18 protein-coding genes are annotated in these 16,655 nt (G+C 61.3%); 3 read left to right on the forward strand and 15 right to left on the reverse strand.

Annotated features, from left to right (window positions below; genetic code table 11):
• The first annotated feature begins 243 nt into the window (after window positions 1-243).
• Window positions 244-2,145, forward strand: coding sequence for an ATP-binding cassette domain-containing protein (locus Q0105_RS00760; protein WP_298207751.1), 1,902 nt, complete (start codon window positions 244-246; stop codon window positions 2,143-2,145).
• 85 nt (window positions 2,146-2,230) lie between these two features.
• Here Q0105_RS00760 and Q0105_RS00765 read toward each other — a convergent pair whose 3' ends face one another.
• From Q0105_RS00765 to Q0105_RS00795, 7 genes are all read right to left on the reverse strand, one after another.
• Window positions 2,231-3,325: a chemotaxis response regulator protein-glutamate methylesterase gene (locus Q0105_RS00765; protein WP_298207753.1), complete on the reverse strand. Its 1,095-nt coding sequence runs from the start codon at window positions 3,323-3,325 to the stop codon at window positions 2,231-2,233.
• A 15-nt stretch (window positions 3,326-3,340) separates the two neighbouring features.
• Window positions 3,341-4,090 (reverse strand): chemoreceptor glutamine deamidase CheD, encoded by a 750-nt coding sequence (cheD, locus tag Q0105_RS00770; RefSeq protein ID WP_298207755.1) that lies wholly within the window; start codon window positions 4,088-4,090, stop codon window positions 3,341-3,343.
• Between the two features lie 30 nt (window positions 4,091-4,120).
• Window positions 4,121-5,026 carry a CheR family methyltransferase gene (locus tag Q0105_RS00775; protein ID WP_298207757.1) on the reverse strand — a complete coding sequence of 302 codons (906 nt, stop codon included), beginning with the start codon at window positions 5,024-5,026 and terminating at the stop codon, window positions 4,121-4,123.
• A gap of 116 nt (window positions 5,027-5,142) precedes the next feature.
• On the reverse strand, window positions 5,143-5,631 hold the full coding sequence (locus Q0105_RS00780) for a chemotaxis protein CheW (RefSeq protein ID WP_298207759.1): 489 nt from the start codon (window positions 5,629-5,631) through the stop codon (window positions 5,143-5,145).
• A gap of 54 nt (window positions 5,632-5,685) precedes the next feature.
• A complete protein-coding gene (locus Q0105_RS00785; protein ID WP_298207761.1) occupies window positions 5,686-7,827 on the reverse strand; it encodes a chemotaxis protein CheW in 2,142 nt (713 codons plus the stop codon).
• A gap of 44 nt (window positions 7,828-7,871) precedes the next feature.
• The gene (locus Q0105_RS00790) at window positions 7,872-8,234 is read right to left on the reverse strand and encodes a response regulator (protein ID WP_298207763.1); all 363 of its coding nucleotides are present in this window, start codon (window positions 8,232-8,234) and stop codon (window positions 7,872-7,874) included.
• A 49-nt stretch (window positions 8,235-8,283) separates the two neighbouring features.
• Window positions 8,284-8,730, reverse strand: a complete 447-nt coding sequence (locus tag Q0105_RS00795) for a hypothetical protein (protein ID WP_298207765.1) — start codon at window positions 8,728-8,730, stop codon at window positions 8,284-8,286.
• A gap of 185 nt (window positions 8,731-8,915) precedes the next feature.
• On the opposite strand from Q0105_RS00795, the gene Q0105_RS00800 reads away from it, so the two are divergent.
• Both Q0105_RS00800 and Q0105_RS00805 read left to right on the forward strand, forming a co-directional pair.
• Window positions 8,916-10,025: an ATP-binding protein gene (locus Q0105_RS00800; protein WP_298207767.1), complete on the forward strand. Its 1,110-nt coding sequence runs from the start codon at window positions 8,916-8,918 to the stop codon at window positions 10,023-10,025.
• Window positions 10,022-10,651 carry a response regulator transcription factor gene (locus Q0105_RS00805; RefSeq protein WP_298207769.1) on the forward strand — a complete coding sequence of 210 codons (630 nt, stop codon included), beginning with the start codon at window positions 10,022-10,024 and terminating at the stop codon, window positions 10,649-10,651. The genes Q0105_RS00800 and Q0105_RS00805 overlap by 4 nt, the downstream gene beginning before the upstream one ends.
• A gap of 106 nt (window positions 10,652-10,757) precedes the next feature.
• Here the strand turns inward: Q0105_RS00805 and fliR are convergent, their stop codons facing one another.
• From fliR to Q0105_RS00845, 8 genes are all read right to left on the reverse strand, one after another.
• Window positions 10,758-11,528 carry a flagellar biosynthetic protein FliR gene (gene fliR, locus Q0105_RS00810; RefSeq protein ID WP_298207771.1) on the reverse strand — a complete coding sequence of 257 codons (771 nt, stop codon included), beginning with the start codon at window positions 11,526-11,528 and terminating at the stop codon, window positions 10,758-10,760.
• 77 nt (window positions 11,529-11,605) lie between these two features.
• Window positions 11,606-11,875, reverse strand: a complete 270-nt coding sequence (gene fliQ, locus Q0105_RS00815; RefSeq protein ID WP_010466018.1) for a flagellar biosynthesis protein FliQ — start codon at window positions 11,873-11,875, stop codon at window positions 11,606-11,608.
• Between the two features lie 11 nt (window positions 11,876-11,886).
• Window positions 11,887-12,687, reverse strand: coding sequence for a flagellar type III secretion system pore protein FliP (gene fliP / locus Q0105_RS00820; protein WP_298207775.1), 801 nt, complete (start codon window positions 12,685-12,687; stop codon window positions 11,887-11,889).
• Complete coding sequence (locus tag Q0105_RS00825) at window positions 12,680-13,042, reverse strand: flagellar biosynthetic protein FliO (RefSeq protein ID WP_298207778.1); 363 nt, start codon at window positions 13,040-13,042, stop codon at window positions 12,680-12,682. Before Q0105_RS00825 ends, fliP begins: the two co-directional genes overlap by 8 nt.
• Window positions 13,043-13,049: 7 nt before the next feature.
• Window positions 13,050-13,499: a flagellar motor switch protein FliN gene (gene fliN / locus Q0105_RS00830; RefSeq protein WP_298207779.1), complete on the reverse strand. Its 450-nt coding sequence runs from the start codon at window positions 13,497-13,499 to the stop codon at window positions 13,050-13,052.
• Window positions 13,489-14,493 (reverse strand): flagellar motor switch protein FliM, encoded by a 1,005-nt coding sequence (gene fliM, locus Q0105_RS00835; RefSeq protein WP_298207781.1) that lies wholly within the window; start codon window positions 14,491-14,493, stop codon window positions 13,489-13,491. The genes fliN and fliM overlap by 11 nt, the downstream gene beginning before the upstream one ends.
• An 18-nt stretch (window positions 14,494-14,511) precedes the next feature.
• Window positions 14,512-15,051, reverse strand: a complete 540-nt coding sequence (locus Q0105_RS00840; protein WP_298207783.1) for a flagellar basal body-associated FliL family protein — start codon at window positions 15,049-15,051, stop codon at window positions 14,512-14,514.
• A 242-nt stretch (window positions 15,052-15,293) separates the two neighbouring features.
• Window positions 15,294-16,655, reverse strand: a complete 1,362-nt coding sequence (locus tag Q0105_RS00845; RefSeq protein ID WP_298207785.1) for a flagellar hook-length control protein FliK — start codon at window positions 16,653-16,655, stop codon at window positions 15,294-15,296.

Consider the following 16,655-nt stretch of genomic DNA (forward strand, 5'->3'; position numbering starts at 1 on the left):
CCAGCACCTCTCAGAAGCGAAGCCCTCGACTATAGCATGGTTTGAATGGCCAAAGGAAGAGGTTCGCCTGAAATACCGATGCTCAGCCGCGCTGCGCCGCCACTGCTGCTTCCAGCGCATCGACGAATAGAAACGCTACACAGCCTCGCTCCCACATCCGGAACCCGCCTGCAAGTGCACTTGGAGTCTTGAATCACCGTCGCAGTCGGCCACCAAGCGCTCGCCATCGATAATCCTGCTCCTATGGCACTTATCACCCTACTGGACGCTCAACTCGCATTTGGGCACGTCGCACTGCTGGACCACGCCGGCTTTTCTCTGGAAACCACTGAACGGGTTGGCCTGATTGGCCGCAATGGCGCAGGCAAGTCATCGCTTCTCAGAATTCTGGGGGGTCTTGCAAAGCCAGACGATGGCTCACTTCAGGTGCAGCAAGGGGTGCGCATTGCCTTTGTGGCACAAGAACCATCACTGGACCCCGCCGCCACCATCTTCAAAGCTGCGTCTGAAGGCCTACAGCGGGTGATCGGCATCCGTGACCAATATCTTTCTGGCGCGGAAGGGCTGGACCTGGACGCGTTGCAATCCGAGATCGAAGCCTATGACGCCTGGAACTGGGAGCAGCGTGTAGAAGAAACCCTGCAGCGTTTGCATCTTGACCCCGAAGCGATCGTCGGCACATTGTCCGGCGGCACCAAGAAGCGGGTTGCGCTGGCGCAAGCCTTGGTGGCACGGCCCGATGTGCTGCTGCTGGATGAGCCCACCAACCATTTGGACTTGGATTCGATTGAATGGCTGGAAGATCTTCTTCTGGATTTTCCAGGAAGTGTCATCACGATCACGCATGACCGGGCCTTCCTGGACCGCGTTGCCACACGGATCGTCGAGTTGGACCGGGGGCAACTGCGCTCGTATCCAGGCAACTTCGCCCAATACCAGATACAAAAGGAAGAACAACTGGCCCAGGAAGCCGTGATTGCGGCCAAGGCCGACAAACTGCTGGCCCAAGAGGAAGTCTGGATTCGCAGGGGCGTGGAAGCCAGGCGCACCCGAAGCCAAAGCCGCATCAGCCGCCTGGAACAACTGCGCGCCCGCCGGGAGGCTCGCCGCGACGTGGTGGGCAGCGTCCGCATGGACGTGGCAACGGGCGGATCCAATGGTTATCAGGGCAAGATCGTGGCCGAGCTGACAGGTGTCAGCAAGTCCTTTGGCGACAAGACCATCGTTCAGAACTTCACCGGCACCATTCTTCGGGGTGACAAGGTGGGTCTGATCGGTCCCAATGGAGCGGGCAAGACGACTCTGCTCAAGATGATTCTGGGTGAGTTGGCTGCCGACAAAGGCACCATCCGCCAGGGCGCGAATCTGCAGGTGGCTTATTTCGACCAAATGCGCCATGCCGTCAATCTCGATGCCACGCTGGAGGACTTCATCAGCCCTGGCAGCGAGTGGATCGAGATCGGTAACCAGCGCAAACACGTCAAGAGCTATCTGAGCGACTTCCTTTTCTCCCCTGCCCGTGCGCACTCACCCGTTCGATCCCTGTCTGGTGGCGAACGCAACCGGCTTTTGCTCGCTCGGCTGTTTGCACGTCCCGCCAACGTCCTCGTTCTGGACGAGCCCACCAACGATCTGGACATCGACACCCTGGACCTGCTGGAGGAGCTGCTGGAAAACTACGAGGGCACTGTGTTCCTGGTCAGCCACGATCGGACGTTCCTCGACAACGTCGTGACCAGCACCATCGCCTTCGAAGGCGATGGGCTCTGGCGCGAGTACGAAGGCGGCGTGCAGGATTGGTTGTTGCAATCCAAGCGCAGCAAGGCGCTCAGCAGTGCATCTGCTGGTACGTCAACACCTTCTAGCACCGCCAATTTGGATAAAAATGAGCCTCAGCGCCCGTCAGATAAGCGCGAGCAGCTATCAAAAAAGAAGCTGAGCTACAAAGAGCAGCGCGAGCTTGATCAGCTTCCCGCCCAGATCACAACTCTGGAAGTGGAGCAACAGGCACTACAGGAAGCGCTGGCGGACGGCACTCTTTTTGGCAAGGATCCTGTTCGCGCTGCGGAGATGACCACCCGGGCCGCCGCCATTGATGAGGAACTTATGACTGCACTGGAGCGCTGGACGACACTGTCTGCCTGACATCCCGGTGATTGGATATCTGCGAGAAGTGCTACGGCGGGGGGGGCGCAAAACGAGCCCCGCCGCACACACAGCAAAACCGGGTTCAGATGCGATGGTGCAACCGGTCCGTCGCTCCGCGCAGACGCGTGATCAGCGCGGGCGCGATTTGACCCAGCGGTAGCACTTCGTCTGCGGCGCCATGGGCAATGGCCTCGCGCGGCATGCCAAACACAATGCAGGTCGCCTCATCTTGCACATAGTTGTAGCTGCCCGCATTTTTCATCTCGCGCATCGCTGCTGCGCCATCGTTGCCCATGCCCGTGAGCATGATGCCAAACGCATTGCGCCCCACCACCGCAGCGGCGGATTTGAAGAGCACCTCGACGGAGGGCTTGTGGCGATTGACGGGTGGGCCATCGTCCACCACGGCCACATAGTTGGCGCCGCTGCGGGCCACATGAAACTGCGTACCACCCGGCGCAATGTAGGCATGGCCGGGCAAAATGCGCTCGCCATTGACCGCCTCCTTGACCGTGATCTGGCACAACCCGTTCAAACGGGCGGCAAAACTCGTGGTGAAACCGGGGGGCATGTGCTGGGTGATCACGATGGCGGGCGAATCCGCCGGCATCTGGACCAGCACCTCCTTGATCGCTTCCGTGCCTCCCGTGGAGGCGCCAATGCAGATCAGCTTTTCGGTGGACAGACGGCCCAGCAACGCCGAAACGGGAGGCGTTGTTTGTGCCGCACCACCGCCTGCCGATGCAGTCTCCCGCACAGGAGCACGGCGAACCTGTGCGACCGCCGCCACCCGGATTTTCTCCACAATCTGGGCGGCAAGCTCATTGAGCCCACTCGCCAAGCCAACGCGCGGCTTGGCAACAAAGTCGATCGCTCCCAGCTCCAGCGCCTTCATCGTGACCTCCGCGCCGCGCTCGGTCAGCGTAGAGATCATCACCACGGGCATGGGGCGCAGCCGCATGAGCCGCCCGAGAAAATCGATGCCATCCATGCGTGGCATCTCGACATCCAGCGTGATGACATCCGGATTCAGCTCTCGAATCATCTCGCGCGCCACCAATGGGTCATTGGCCGAGCCAATGCACTCCATGTCGCGCTGCCGGTTGATGATCTCGGACAGCAGACTGCGGACCAGCGCCGAATCGTCCACCACGACCACCCGGATTTTCCTGCTCATTAACTCCAGCCTTCCTCAGAATAGATCAACGGAACCACCGGCAGTGGTCTTGGCCACCGTGGCGGCATTGCCACGCACTTCCTGGGCCACCAGCGTTTCTGGATGCGCATGGGCCAGGCGCTTGACCATGGCTTTCCCGGTCACCGGAAAAAAAACCACCTTGCGCGGATAGATGTCCAGCACATCCTCGGAGACGATGGGAATCCGCTCGGTATTCAGGTAGTTCAGCACAAAATTGGTGTTCCGCTCGCCAACGTTCATCGTGGTGAAGTTGTGCATCACTTGCGCTCCGCCAAAAATCTTGGCTTGCATGGTCTCACGACGGGCCCCGAGCTTCAGCATCTCGTTGATCAACAGCTCCATCGCGTAGGAACCATAGCGTCCCGACGCATCGGCCAGGTCGCCATCGGGCAGCATGAAATGGTTCATGCCCCCGATGTGAGCGCGGCTGTCCCAAAGGCAGGCCGCAATGCAGGACCCTAGCACGGTCATGATGACCATGTTTTCGTCCGCCACGAAATACTCGCCCGGCAAAACCTTCACGGCGTTGTGCTGGAAATGGTGGTCGAGATAGAAAAACGACGCCTCACCCGGCTTGCGGCTGTGCGCCTTGAGCTCCTGCAGGGATGACTCGCGCGCTGGGGCTGCACCGGCCGAATAGATGTCGGCACTCAGGGGCGCAATACGCGGTGCGCGGCGGCGCTCCGGAGCGCCGGGCGTTGAGTTAGTCATGGCGGATGAAATGCCTGCTGGAATGTTGGTCATGGGCGCTTTTGACAAGGCAGCATGGACGGGTCAGCGGCGCTCGTACACCGTCTTACCACGCAAGGTGAACAGATCGCGGGATTCGCTGAAGTTCTCGGCATGCCCGACAAACAGCACCCCACCCGGCTTGAGAACCCGGTGGATCCGCTCCAGCACCTTGCGCTGGGTGGGCGCGTCGAAATAAATCATCACGTTGCGGCAGAACACCACATCAAAGGGCTCTTTGAAGGGCCAGTCGTCGCGAATGAGATTCACGCTCATGAAGTCAATCGCATGCCGTAACTCGGGCTTGACGCGCACCATCCCGGCATTGCCACCCTTGCCACGCAAGAAAGACTTCTGCAGACGCTCGGGGCTAATCCCCTTCAGGCCATCAAGCCGGTATACCCCCTGAGCGGCGGTAGCCAGCACCCGTGAATCAATGTCACTGGCGGTGAGCTTGAACGAAGCGTGGGAGCCGAGCGCCTCGAAAGCCGTCATGACGATCGAGTACGGCTCCTCCCCTGTGGATGCCGCGTTGCACCAGACCTTCCAGTTCGCAGAGGGCTTGGAGCGCAGATGCGATGCAAATATCTCAAAATGGTGCTGCTCGCGAAAGAAGGCCGTGAGATTGGTGGTGAGCGCATTCACGAACTCCTGCCACTCAGGCCCGTCGTGCGTTTCGAGCCAGCCAAGATAGTCGTGAAAGCTGGTGTACCCGGTATCCCGCAGCCGCCGAGAAAGGCGGCTGTACACCATGGCATGCTTTCCGTCGTGCAGGCTGATGCCCGCGCGCTGATAAATCAGCGCCTGAACCCGGGCGAAATCCGCGTTGGTCCAGACAAATTCACGCCCCTGTGCCAAAGGCCCGGAAGGGGCCTCCGCAGCAGCGGACGCCGGGTCTATTCTCGACGAGCCAGCCCGGACTGGTGCAGAAGCAGTGGTGGTGTGGGCCATATTGATCGTCCGAAGGGAAATCCTGTTCGCTCCAAGAGGTTCGCAAGCCTCGCCTGCAACCTGGCATGTGCCTGGGCCACCATTGGCCAATGGCCGTTGACCGCTGCGCCCGACTCCTATTCGTTGGCAGTCACCAATCCCATGTCCACGCTCGACATGAGCTTCTCAATGTCCAGCAGGATAAGCATGCGCTCGCCCACCGATCCCAGCCCCAGGATGCAGCTGTTGTCGATCGCGCTTTCGATGTCAGGGGCCGAACGAATGCTCTCGGGTGGCAGCTCCATCACATCACTGACGGAGTCCACCACGATGCCAACCACCCGATTGCGCAGGTTCAGAATGATGACAACGGTGAAGCTGTTGTAGTCGGCCTGCGCACAGTTGAACTTGATGCGCATGTCCACGATAGGGACGATCGTGCCACGCAGATTCACCACACCCTTGATGAAGTCGGGGGCGTTGGCAATTCGCGTTGGAGGCTCGTAGCCCCGAATTTCCTGCACCTTCAGGATGTCGATGCCGTACTCTTCCTGATCAAGGCGGAATGTCAGATATTCACGTGCACCCGATGGCGCAGTGTCTGCTGTCTTCCCAATCACACTCATGGTGCATTCTCCTTTCATTGCAGCGCCGAGCCCCGCGGGCCCAGACGCTTGAACCTAGTGGCGTGCCCGGCGCACCAGACCGCCCGTGTCCAGAATCAAGGCCACCGTGCCGTCGCCCAAAATGGTGGCGCCCGACACGTTGGGAACCTTTCGATAGTTCGACTCCAGGTTTTTGACAACCACCTGGTGCTGGCCCAAAAGCTCATCGACCAACAGCGCCACGCGGCTACCGTCCGCTTCCACCACCACCATGATGTTGCTGGATTTGTTCATGTCGAAACGCGGCACCTGGAAGATTTTTTCCAGGGCAATCACGGGCATGTACTCGTCGCGCACCTTCACCAATTGAGAACCTTGCGCAACCGTGCTCACGTCGTCGGCATTGACCTGGAACGATTCGACCACGGAGGACAACGGCAAGATGTACACCTCTTCGTCCACCCCCACGGACATGCCGTCCATGATCGCCAGCGTCAGCGGCAGGCGCACAGACACCTTCATCCCATAGCCCTCGGCGGAATCGATCTCCACCGACCCATTGAGCGCCGCGATATTGCGCTTGACCACGTCCATGCCCACACCCCGGCCAGACACATCGGTGACCTCATCCGCCGTGGAAAAGCCCGGTGCAAAGATCAGTTGCCACACATCGGCATCACTCATCTGCTCTGACACTTCAATGCCTCGCTCCTGGGCCTTGCTCAAGATTTTTTCGCGCGAAAGGCCTCGGCCGTCATCGCGCACCTCGATCACGATCGAGCCGCCCTGGTGAGAAGCCGACAGCGTGATGGTTCCTTGCTCGGACTTGCCCTTGGCCAGGCGGTCCGCGGGCATCTCGATGCCATGGTCGCAACTGTTGCGCACCAGATGGGTCAGCGGGTCGGTAATCTTCTCGACCAGTCCCTTGTCCAGTTCGGTGGCTTCACCCAGGGTCACCAGTTCCACCTTCTTGCCCAGCTTGTTGGCCAGGTCGCGCAGCATGCGCGGGAAGCGGCTGAACACGATGGACATCGGAATCATGCGGATCGACATCACGGACTCTTGCAGGTCCCGTGTGTTGCGGTCCAGATCGGCCAGCCCGGCCAGCAGTTGCTGGTAGGCCCCGGCGTCCAGCCCACGGCTGTTCTGCGCCAACATGGCCTGTGTGATCACCAGCTCGCCCACCAGGTTGATGAGCTGATCGACCTTCTTCACATCCACGCGGATGGTCGTGGACTCCATCTGTGCCTGTGTTGCGGCCTTGGGCTCGGCGGCCTTGGGCGCAGCCGCCTTCGGGGCCAGGGTGGGCGCAGCGACAGCAGCCGGCGATGTCTCCTCAGACGGGGCACCAGGGGCATCGCTGAAAAATCCGTAGGGGGCCTCAGCGCCGCTCACGTCAACCACCAAGGTGGCCTCGTCATCCACTTGCTGAGCGTCTGCACTACCTTCTGCGGCACCCGCATCGCGAATGAGCACCTGCTCCTTGGACACATGGAAGGCAAACAGGTCCATCAGATCGTCGTTCGTGGACGTGGTCTCCACCGCAAAGAGGCGCGTTTGGGGTTGGGTCGCCTCCAGGTCCCGGATACTTCCCAAGCCTGGGATGTCGCGAAACAGCTCCTTGATGGCATCCGCCTGTGCAGGCCGGTCCATTGGACCGATCTGGATTTCGAGCTGGCGGGCTTGTCCGGCAACGGGCGCCGCGGGCTTGGGGGTAGGGGCTGCCGCTACAGCGGGAGGAGGCGGTGCTGGTGGGGGCGGCGCGGCCACCGCCGGTGCATCGCCAGGCACCAGGCCCGCAGCCAGGTCACTGATGCGACGAACCAACGAGGTGGTCGAAACGGCCTCGCCCTGCCCCCCGGCCTGGTGTCGGGCCAGAAGACTGCGCGACGCATCGGCGGACTCCAGCAACACGTCCACCATCTGGGGAATCGGCTGCAGTTCATGGCGGCGCAGGCGGTCCAGCAGCGATTCCATCTGGTGCGTCAGTTCCGCCACATCCGAGAATCCGAAGGTGGCGGAGCCCCCTTTGATGGAATGGGCGCAGCGGAAGATGCCGTTGAGCTCTTCGTCGTTGGCGCTGCTCAGGTCCAGATCCAGAAGCATCTGCTCCATCTGGTCGAGGTTCTCGCCCGCTTCCTCGAAAAATATCTGATAGAACTGGCTCAGGTCGAAGTCAGCGCCTGCACCCGATCCTTCTTGGTAGCTTTCCGCCATGGTGGGCTCCTGTGTACTGGATGGTCTCAGTCAATCAACCCGGCTTAACGGATCACTTTTTGGATGACTTCGATCAAGCGATTGGGGTCAAACGGTTTCACCAGCCAACCCGTCGCACCCGCAGTGCGCCCGGCCTGCTTCATCTGATCACTCGATTCCGTGGTCAGTATCAAAATGGGGGTTGTCTTGAACTTGGGGTGTTCGCGCAGTTTGCGGGTCAGGCCAATGCCATCGAGCCGGGGCATGTTCTGGTCAGCCAGCACCAGATCAATGTTGTGCGTCTCGGCTTTTTCGAGGGCATCTTGCCCATCCACGGCCTCCACGACGTGGTAGCCGGCCCCGGTAAGGGTGAACGACACCATTTTTCGCATGGAAGGTGAATCATCTACGGCAAGGATCGATTGCATGTATGGCTCCAACTGACTTGAATATATAGGCTAACCAAGGATGTGAAGGTCAAAATAGGTCCACCGAACCTGCGTCCATCTCGCTTTGCGTGACAGGGTTTGGCCTGTCTGGCGCCATCTCGGCAAAAGGTGCCGCCTCCTCACCTTCTTCTTGTCCCATGGCTTCGGACGCAAGACGAAAGGCACATCCCTGCAGGACCTTTGTGGTGTGCCAAATCAACTGGGATGCCATGTCCTGAAACTGCAACTCGGTCACAGCACTGCGCAAGGCAGCTCGCGCAGCCACGAGCTCCGGGGACTCGGCGACCACCGCATCCGTCAACACCGCGTTCGCTTCGCCAAAGCGCTCCAGCAGATTGTCCGTGGCGTGATTCAACAGCCCTTCCAGGCGGTGCAGGTCGTGCATCACCACCAACAACGAATCCTGCAGTTCCGCTGCAACCATGACGGGGACCTGGACAACAGGTCCTCCAGGCGTTGTTAGCGTAGATTGCATCGTTTCTCCATCGCAGCACGCAGCAGCAAAGCACGCAAAAACACAGAACTACGATACATGCGTCAAAGACTTTCAGGCTTTGCACACACCGTAACGTCCGCGCCCATTGAACGCCGACGCTGAAACCAGCCCAACGGGACAAACACCCTTGTTTGTTCCAATTTGTATCCTATGATAGCGCTCCTATGGTCATTGCAACCTCAGACCAGACCCTTGAAATTCTGCATCTTGAAGATTCGCTGGCCGACCACGAACTCGCGGCACGTACGTTGCGGCGGTCTGGGCTCCACTGCCACTTGCGGCAGGTGGATACGCTCCCTGAATTCCAGCGACTGACCAACTCCGAGTCGTTCGACATCATCCTGGCAGATTACCGCCTGCCGGGGTTCACGGCGCTGGATGCCTGGTCACATGTGGCGCAAAAGCCTCAGCACCCACCGTTTATTCTGTTGTCGGGCGCCATCGGAGAAGCCGCCGCAGTGGATGCGATGCGCCTGGGTGTGGCGGACTATCTGCTCAAGGACGATATCCAGCGGCTGCCGCATGTGATTGCACGCGCGCTGGAGGTGCACGAGGCGCGGCGAGCGCGCGAATTGGCTGTCATTGAACTAGAGATATCCCAGCGCCGGCTGGCGGAACTCACCGAGCACCTTCAGACCTCGATCGAGCAGGAACGTGCCTCCATCGCGCGGGAAATCCACGATGACATCGGCGGCGCGTTGGCGGCCGTGCGTTTTGATGTGGCGTGGATCGGACGCCACAGCACCAACCCGGCGATGCAAGACCACGCCGCATCTGCCGCCGACATGCTGCAACACGCCATCGGGGCCAGCCAACGCATCATGATGGACTTGCGCCCCCCCATTCTGGAACAGGGTCTGGTGGCGGCCGTCCAATGGCTCGCGGCCGGCTTTGAACGCCGCACAGGCGTGCTCACCCGGCTTCAGAGCAGCAGCGACACCCTTCATATCCCGTCAGACATCCAGTTAGTCGCCTACCGCACGGCACAGGAGGCGCTCACCAACATTTCGAAGCATGCCCAGCCCGCCAAGGTGGACATCGAACTCTCTGACAAAGAGGGCGTGCTGACCCTGGAAGTCGCGGACAACGGGCATGGCATCGCACCCGGCCTGCTGGACAGGCCCAAAGCCTTCGGACTCAAGGGCCTGCAAGAGCGCGCGCGCACCGTAGGGGGGTGGCTCGATATCAGCAGCCAGCCCGGCAAGGGAACATCCGTCATCCTGTCCGTCCCGCTACCATCTCCATCACCACCAGCCCAAGGAGATGCGCCGTGATTCATGTGGTCTTGTGCGATGACCATGCCGTTTTGCGGCGCGGGATACGCGACACATTGGCCGAAGCACACGACATTCAGGTCACCGGAGAAGCAGGCGGCTACTCTGAACTGCGCGAAATCCTGCGGACCGTCACCTGCGATGTCCTGCTGCTCGACCTGAACATGCCCGGCCGCAGCGGCCTGGAAGTGCTCGCCAGCCTGCGGGAAACACACTCCACCATCAAGGTCTTGGTGGTTTCCATGTACCCCGAGGACCAGTACGCGCTGCGCTGCCTCAAAGCCGGGGCACAAGGCTATGTCAACAAGGCCGGAGATCCGGTCGAGTTGATTGCCGCCGTGCGCACAACCATGCAGGGCCGCAAATACCTGACCGCGGAAGTGGCCCAGTTGCTGGCAGACAGCCTGGCCCAGCCCACGCCAGAAGCCCCGCACACCGCACTCTCCGAGCGAGAACTACAGACGCTGGTGAAAATTGCCTCCGGGCGCCGCCTGTCGGATATTGCCGAAGAGCTGATGCTGAGCCCCAAGACCGTGAGCGTGTACCGCTCGCGCGTGCTGGAAAAACTGAAGCTGTCCAACAACGCCGAGCTCACGGTGTACGCCATTCGCAATCAGCTGGTCTGATTCCATTTCTCAATCAACCGATGACTTTGTCGGCTTCGCTTGCCGTGCTACGCGTGCTCGATCGATTGAGAAACGGATTGAGCCATTCAGCCCGCCCCGTGCGCTGTTATCGCTGCGCCGCGAACAAGTCCACCGCCTGTTGCATCAACGCCAAGACAGGCTGCTCCAACATCGGCAGGGTCGCGGCAATGCCCAGCATCCCCACCGTGAGCGTGACCGGGAACCCCACCGCATAGATGTTCATCTGGGGAGCCACCCTGGAGATGATGCCCATCGTCAGGTTGACGAACAGCAACAACGCAATCATGGGCATCGCAATCCAGAGCGCGCTGGAAAAAACCGATGCCCCCAACTCATACAGCCGCATCTGCCCCAGTGCTTGCAAAAAATTGCCGTTGACGGGAAACCGGTCAAAGCTCTTCACAACCGCCATCAAGACCAGCAGATGGCCGTTGATCACAATGAACAGCAGCATGGCCATGTGCCCAAAGAAGCGGGCCACGGCGCTGATCTGCGCATTGGAGGCGGGATCAAAGAACGAGGCGAAATTGAGCCCCATCTGCAATCCGATGATTTCGCCCGCCAGCTCCACGGCTGCAAACACGAGCCGCACAGAAAAACCGATGGCCAACCCCACCGCCACCTGCTGCGCCACGGCACCGAGGGCTTCGCGGCCATTGACGCTGATGACTGGCTGGTCCACCAGCACCCCTTGGGCGCACAAGGCCACCAGAAAGGCCAGCCCGATCTTCACGCGCATCGGCACCACGCGCATCGAGAACACCGGAGCCACGGAGAACATGGCCAAGACCCGCAAAAAGGGCCAAAGGATCGGAGAGAGCCAGGCCATGATCTGCGCTTCACTAAAGGTAATCATGGCGCCAATTTGCTATACAAATCATAGCTTCTTGCGCTTAATGGATAAGCGCTAGAGGCATATTTTTATCCAAAAACCTAACCAATCATCGACGGAATGGACTCGATGGTTCGGCGGATGAAATCCACCAGCGTACTCAGCATCCACGGCCCGGCGATGGCAAACACCACCATGGCGGCAATCAGCTTGGGAACAAAAGCCAAGGTGGCTTCATGAATCTGCGTGACCGCCTGGAAAATACTCACAATCAGCCCCACCGCCATGACGACCCCCAGCACCGGCATGGAAATCATCAACAGCAGGGTCAGCGCATCGCGCCCGATGGTCAGCACCATTTGCGAGGTCATTGCAGACTCCTTCAGGTTACAAAGCTGGCCGCCAAAGAGCCAATCAACAGGTTCCAGCCATCGGCCAGCACAAACAGCATGAGCTTGAAAGGCAGCGCCACCAGCACGGGTGACAGCATCATCATGCCCAAAGACATCAGGATGCTCGACACCACCATGTCGATCACCAGAAAGGGGATGAAGATCATGAACCCGATCTGGAACGCGGACTTCAGCTCGCTGGTCACAAAGGCCGGAACCAGCACGCGGATCGGCGCGGTTTCGGCGGTCACGCTCGGATCAAGCCGGGCCAGACGGGAAAACAAGGCGAAGTCGGACTGCCGGGTCTGTTTGAGCATGAAGCTGCGCATGGGCGCCTCGGCTTTGTCCAGCGCCTGCTCAAAGGTGATGGTGTTGTTGGTGTAGGGCACATACGCTTCCTGGTACACCCGGTCCAGGGTAGGGCCCATCACAAAAAACGTCAAAAACAACGACAGGCCGATGATGACCTGGTTGGGCGGCGCGGACTGCGTCCCCAGCGCCTGGCGCAGCAGCGACAGCACGATCACGATGCGCGTGAAACCCGTCATCATGAGCAAAATGGCGGGTAGGAAGGACAGCGCCGTGAAAAACAGCAGCGTCTGGATAGGCACCGAGTAACTGGTCCCCGAAGGCCCGCTACCCACCACCAAGGGCAAGCCCCCTGCGGCCTGCGCGAAGGCGGTGCCCTGAACGCCCAACCCCAGCAACCCCACGGCGACCGCCAGCAGCCATGGCCGCCCAGGCGCCCACCACCCGCGCCGCGAGGCCAGTGCGGGGAATCCGTCAGCCATGGGATGATGCCTTTGCCGGCTCGCCACTGGCCGCCGCAGTCGCCATCTCTTTGGCAAAGGACGGCACGCCCGGCACGGCGGCCGTCGCTGCTTGCGGCGCTGCAGGCAGTACATGCAGGCAAGTCACCTGCTGGACCGTCACGCCCAGAACCAGCCACACCCGCGCGTGCTCAGGCCCCACCTCCACAGTGACCACGCGCTGCTGCGGCCCCACCGCTACGGCAGACACCACACGCGAAGCCGTGCCCGCCGCCAATCCGCTGGCGGCCTGGTGAAGCCGCATGCGCCGAATCAGCCACGGAAGTGCCGCCATGGCGCCCACGAAGAGCACCACCACGATCAGGGTTTGGGTCATGCTGCCACTATCCACGGCTCACCCTGCGCAGGCGTTCGGAAGGCGTCACCACGTCCGTGAGACGGATACCGAATTTGTCATTCACCACCACCACCTCGCCTTGGGCGATGAGGTAGCCGTTGACGAGCACATCCATGGGCTCGCCCGCCAGTGCATCGAGCTCCACCACCGAGCCTTGCGCCAACTGGAGGATGTATTTGATAGGCACCTTGGTGCGCCCCAGCTCCACCGACAACTGGACCGGAATGTCCAGCACCATGTTGATGTCGTTGACGGTGCCAGCATCCCCTCCGCCAGAAAACGGACGGACGGGCTCACCCGACAAAGGCCCCCCCTGCTCGCCATCTTCCGGCTTGCCCTCGGTGCTTTTTTGCTCTTCCAGCGCCTCGGCCCAGCCAGCAAACGGGTCTTCCGCGGCGCCGTCCTTGTTTTCCTTGTTCTCTTCTTCAGTTGACATCTTTTTCTCCCAGCCAGCTCATGTCCGCATTGCGCAGGCATTCTTCGATACGAATGGCGTACTTGGAATTGTGGGTTCCGTACTGGCACTCAAAAATAGGAACCCCACCGATGGAGGCACGGATGCGTGGCTCACGATCGAGTTCGATGAAATCACCGGGCTTCATGGCCAGCAGCTGCTCGACCGTCGCATCGGCCCGCGCCAGCTCTGCCACCAGCGTCACTTCGGCCGCCTGGATCTCGCGGGTCAGCACCCGCACCCAGCGGCGGTCCACCTCGATGGAATCGCCCTGCGTGGACGAATACAGCACGTCGCGGATCGGCTCCAGGGTGGCATAGGGCATGCAGATATGAATAGCCCCCGACAAATCACCGATCTCCAGCTGAAACGCCGTAGACACCACAATTTCACTGGGCGTGGCGATGTTGGCAAACTGCGGCTGCATTTCTGACCGCTGGTAGTCCAGCTCCAGCGGGTAGATCCCCTGCCACGCCTTTTTGTATTCCGTACAAATCACATCCACCAGGCGGTTAATGACCCGCTGCTCGGTGGGCGAGAAATCACGCCCTTCGATCCGGGTCTGGAATTTCCCCACCCCGCCGTACAGCGTGTCGATGATGCCGAACACGAGCGATGGCTCGCACACGATGAGCCCGCTGCCGCGCAAGGGGCGAATCGCCACGATGTTGAAGTTCGTCGGAACGGCCAGCTCGCGCAAAAAGGCGCTGTACCGCTGCACGGACACGGTTCCCACCGAAATCTCGGGGCTGCGCCGGATGAAGTTGAAGAGCCCGATGCGGAAATTGCGCGCAAACCGCTCGTTGACGATTTCCATCGTCGGCATGCGGCCACGGACAATGCGCTCCTGGCTGGAGATGTCGTAGTTGCGGACAGCCCCCGCCTCGGCCACCTCCTCGACCGACTTCTGGCTTTCGCCAGTGACCCCTTCCAGAAGGGCATCGACCTCTTCCTGCGAAAGAAATGAATCACTCATGGCTGGTCCTTGCCCGGTTCACTGAATGATGAAACTGGAGAAGAGCACACGGAGCACCGGGTTGCGCTCGGTACGCTTGCGCGGGGCGGGGCGGTCTTCCGCATCGCCATCGTGTTCAGCTTCCGCCGCCCGCGGGCGTTCACGCTCGGTAGACACCGAAAACCCCAGGGGGCGGGAGACTTCGCGCCGGATGTCGACGGCCAGCTTCTCCTTGCCTTCGCGCAACAGCAGCTCGGCTGACGTGCGTTGGGACACCAGCATCAGGATGCCACTGCGAATGGAAGGCAGGTACAGCTTGACCTGCTCGGCGGTCTTGGCGTCTTCCAGCTCCAGGGTGATACCTATCTGGGCAAAGCGGTCGCCGCCCGGATCCGACAGATTGACCACCATGTTTTCCAGGGGAAGGAAAGTGGGAGGGGTCTTGGGCGCCTCCTTGTGGGCCGCAGGCGCACCGCCCTCTTCATCGTCCGCATGCGCCCGTTTGTTCAAAAACCAAGCCGCCGCGCCGCCCCCAATCACCAGCACCGCCACCACGACACCGATGATGATGATGAGCATCTTTTTGCTCTTGGCCGGAGCCGCTGCAGGGGGATTGGCTGACACGATGGAGGTTCCTTGCGGTAGGGAGCAGGCCGTGCGTACGCTCTCAAAGTGCACACAAAGCCGGATGACCCATTATTGGGCGGAGGTGCAACCAATAATAGCCAGAATAAAAGCCCAAAACCATGGCTTTCACCACGCTCGCGCCCTGATGCGCGGAAGCAGGCGGCGGCCGAAAGACGGCGCCGCCCGCAGCAAATTCACACAAAGATGTCCACGGCGCGCTCTGCCCCACCGCCGCTTCGCGCGAGGGATGCAGTACCCGCAGGCGCACTCGACAGCACCCGCGCCTGGCGGGCGCCCTCGCGGTTGCGGGATTGCCCTTCGTCGCCACCCCTTTTATCGCCGCCATCCTGCGCCGAAGTGCCGACCGACATGCCCGAGAGCACCAGCCCCTCGCTGCGCAGCAGATCCCGCAACTGGGCCATGCTCTGATCGAGCAGTTCACGGGTCTGCGCCTGGTCACTGCGGAACGACACATGCGCCTCGTTGCCGGACAAGGACACGGAGACCTCCACGGGCTGGCCATCGCGATTGAGCGTCAGCTCCGCGTTCTGGGTCTTCTGATTCACCCAATAAGCCACCTGGTCGGCCACCTGCTCTTCCGCCCCTGCAGAGCCCGGATCGGCAAACAGGGTGGCATCGTCGATGTTCCCGGCTTCGAGCGCAGGTGCTCCGCCCCCACCATCGGCCCATGCACTTCCTCCGGCCTGCCCCTCGCCCGCCCGGCCACCGCCAGAAGGCTCGCCCCCCCGAACGGATGCAACCTCGGCCAGCGCGTTCTCGGCCAGCAACGGGCTCAACTCTGCGCCCAAGGGGCCGCCCGGCGCGCCCGCTCCGCGCTCTGCGACTGCGCCCGCAGCCTGCAAGCCCACGGCTGGGCGCTCGCTCGCAGCCTGGGCCAGCGCCGCGGCAGCGCCATGGGCCGTGGACAGGCGTTGCGTGGACTCCGCTGCAACTGACTGCCCCAAGGCTGCACCGCCGCCCAGAGCCCCATCGGCCCGCAGAGCCTGGGCACTTTGCATGCGCGAAAAGTTCCGGCCAAACCCCGCCACCGCGCCTTGAACCGGCCCGCCTTGGAGGTCCTGCGAAGCATCGAGCTTGGCGGTCTCGGCCACCAACCCCTGGGGCATGCCGCCCCACACCATTTCGTTCAACGCGGAAGAGGGCCCAAAAACACCGCCCGTCTGCCCCCCTCCTCCCAATACGCCGTTGGCGGCCGTCCCCGGCTGCAGCATCCCGCCGCCTTGCCGCGCCACCTCTGTCGTCACATCGCCAGGCACTCGCGCAAACAGACCTTGCCAAGCGGCAACGGCAGCCGCATCGACAGCAGCATCGGCGGCCATATCCGCTGGGGGCAGGTCCGAGCTCAATGCCTCGGCCATGCCACCGCCCTCGGGCAGGCCGTCCAACGCAGCCAGCAGCGCGAGAAACCCTCCCTGCGCTGCAGCATCGCCAGCCGCATCCACCCCTTGCTGAGCAGACGCCTTGGCACGTGAGGCATGGGTCGCCTGGGTGCCCTGTGAAGAAGGAGAAGAAGAAGAAATTTTTGCCTGTTCCAT

This window comes from Acidovorax sp. (assembly GCF_027492855.1).
Lineage (GTDB): Bacteria > Pseudomonadota > Gammaproteobacteria > Burkholderiales > Burkholderiaceae_C > Acidovorax.

Excerpts from the sequence above, each read along its gene's own strand:
- Q0105_RS00760 (WP_298207751.1), top strand. The coding sequence starts at position 244 with ATGGCACTTATCACCCTACTGGACGCTCAACTCGCATTTGGGCACGTC.
- Q0105_RS00765 (WP_298207753.1), bottom strand. The coding sequence starts at position 3,325 with ATGAGCAGGAAAATCCGGGTGGTCGTGGTGGACGATTCGGCGCTGGTC.
- cheD (WP_298207755.1), bottom strand. The coding sequence starts at position 4,090 with ATGACCAACATTCCAGCAGGCATTTCATCCGCCATGACTAACTCAACG.
- Q0105_RS00775 (WP_298207757.1), bottom strand. The coding sequence starts at position 5,026 with ATGGCCCACACCACCACTGCTTCTGCACCAGTCCGGGCTGGCTCGTCG.
- Q0105_RS00780 (WP_298207759.1), bottom strand. The coding sequence starts at position 5,631 with ATGAGTGTGATTGGGAAGACAGCAGACACTGCGCCATCGGGTGCACGT.
- Q0105_RS00785 (WP_298207761.1), bottom strand. The coding sequence starts at position 7,827 with ATGGCGGAAAGCTACCAAGAAGGATCGGGTGCAGGCGCTGACTTCGAC.
- Q0105_RS00790 (WP_298207763.1), bottom strand. The coding sequence starts at position 8,234 with ATGCAATCGATCCTTGCCGTAGATGATTCACCTTCCATGCGAAAAATG.
- Q0105_RS00795 (WP_298207765.1), bottom strand. The coding sequence starts at position 8,730 with ATGCAATCTACGCTAACAACGCCTGGAGGACCTGTTGTCCAGGTCCCC.
- Q0105_RS00800 (WP_298207767.1), top strand. The coding sequence starts at position 8,916 with ATGGTCATTGCAACCTCAGACCAGACCCTTGAAATTCTGCATCTTGAA.
- fliR (WP_298207771.1), bottom strand. The coding sequence starts at position 11,528 with ATGATTACCTTTAGTGAAGCGCAGATCATGGCCTGGCTCTCTCCGATC.
- fliQ (WP_010466018.1), bottom strand. The coding sequence starts at position 11,875 with ATGACCTCGCAAATGGTGCTGACCATCGGGCGCGATGCGCTGACCCTG.
- fliP (WP_298207775.1), bottom strand. The coding sequence starts at position 12,687 with ATGGCTGACGGATTCCCCGCACTGGCCTCGCGGCGCGGGTGGTGGGCG.
- Q0105_RS00825 (WP_298207778.1), bottom strand. The coding sequence starts at position 13,042 with ATGACCCAAACCCTGATCGTGGTGGTGCTCTTCGTGGGCGCCATGGCG.
- fliN (WP_298207779.1), bottom strand. The coding sequence starts at position 13,499 with ATGTCAACTGAAGAAGAGAACAAGGAAAACAAGGACGGCGCCGCGGAA.
- fliM (WP_298207781.1), bottom strand. The coding sequence starts at position 14,493 with ATGAGTGATTCATTTCTTTCGCAGGAAGAGGTCGATGCCCTTCTGGAA.
- Q0105_RS00840 (WP_298207783.1), bottom strand. The coding sequence starts at position 15,051 with ATGCTCATCATCATCATCGGTGTCGTGGTGGCGGTGCTGGTGATTGGG.
- Q0105_RS00845 (WP_298207785.1), bottom strand. The coding sequence starts at position 16,655 with ATGGAACAGGCAAAAATTTCTTCTTCTTCTCCTTCTTCACAGGGCACC.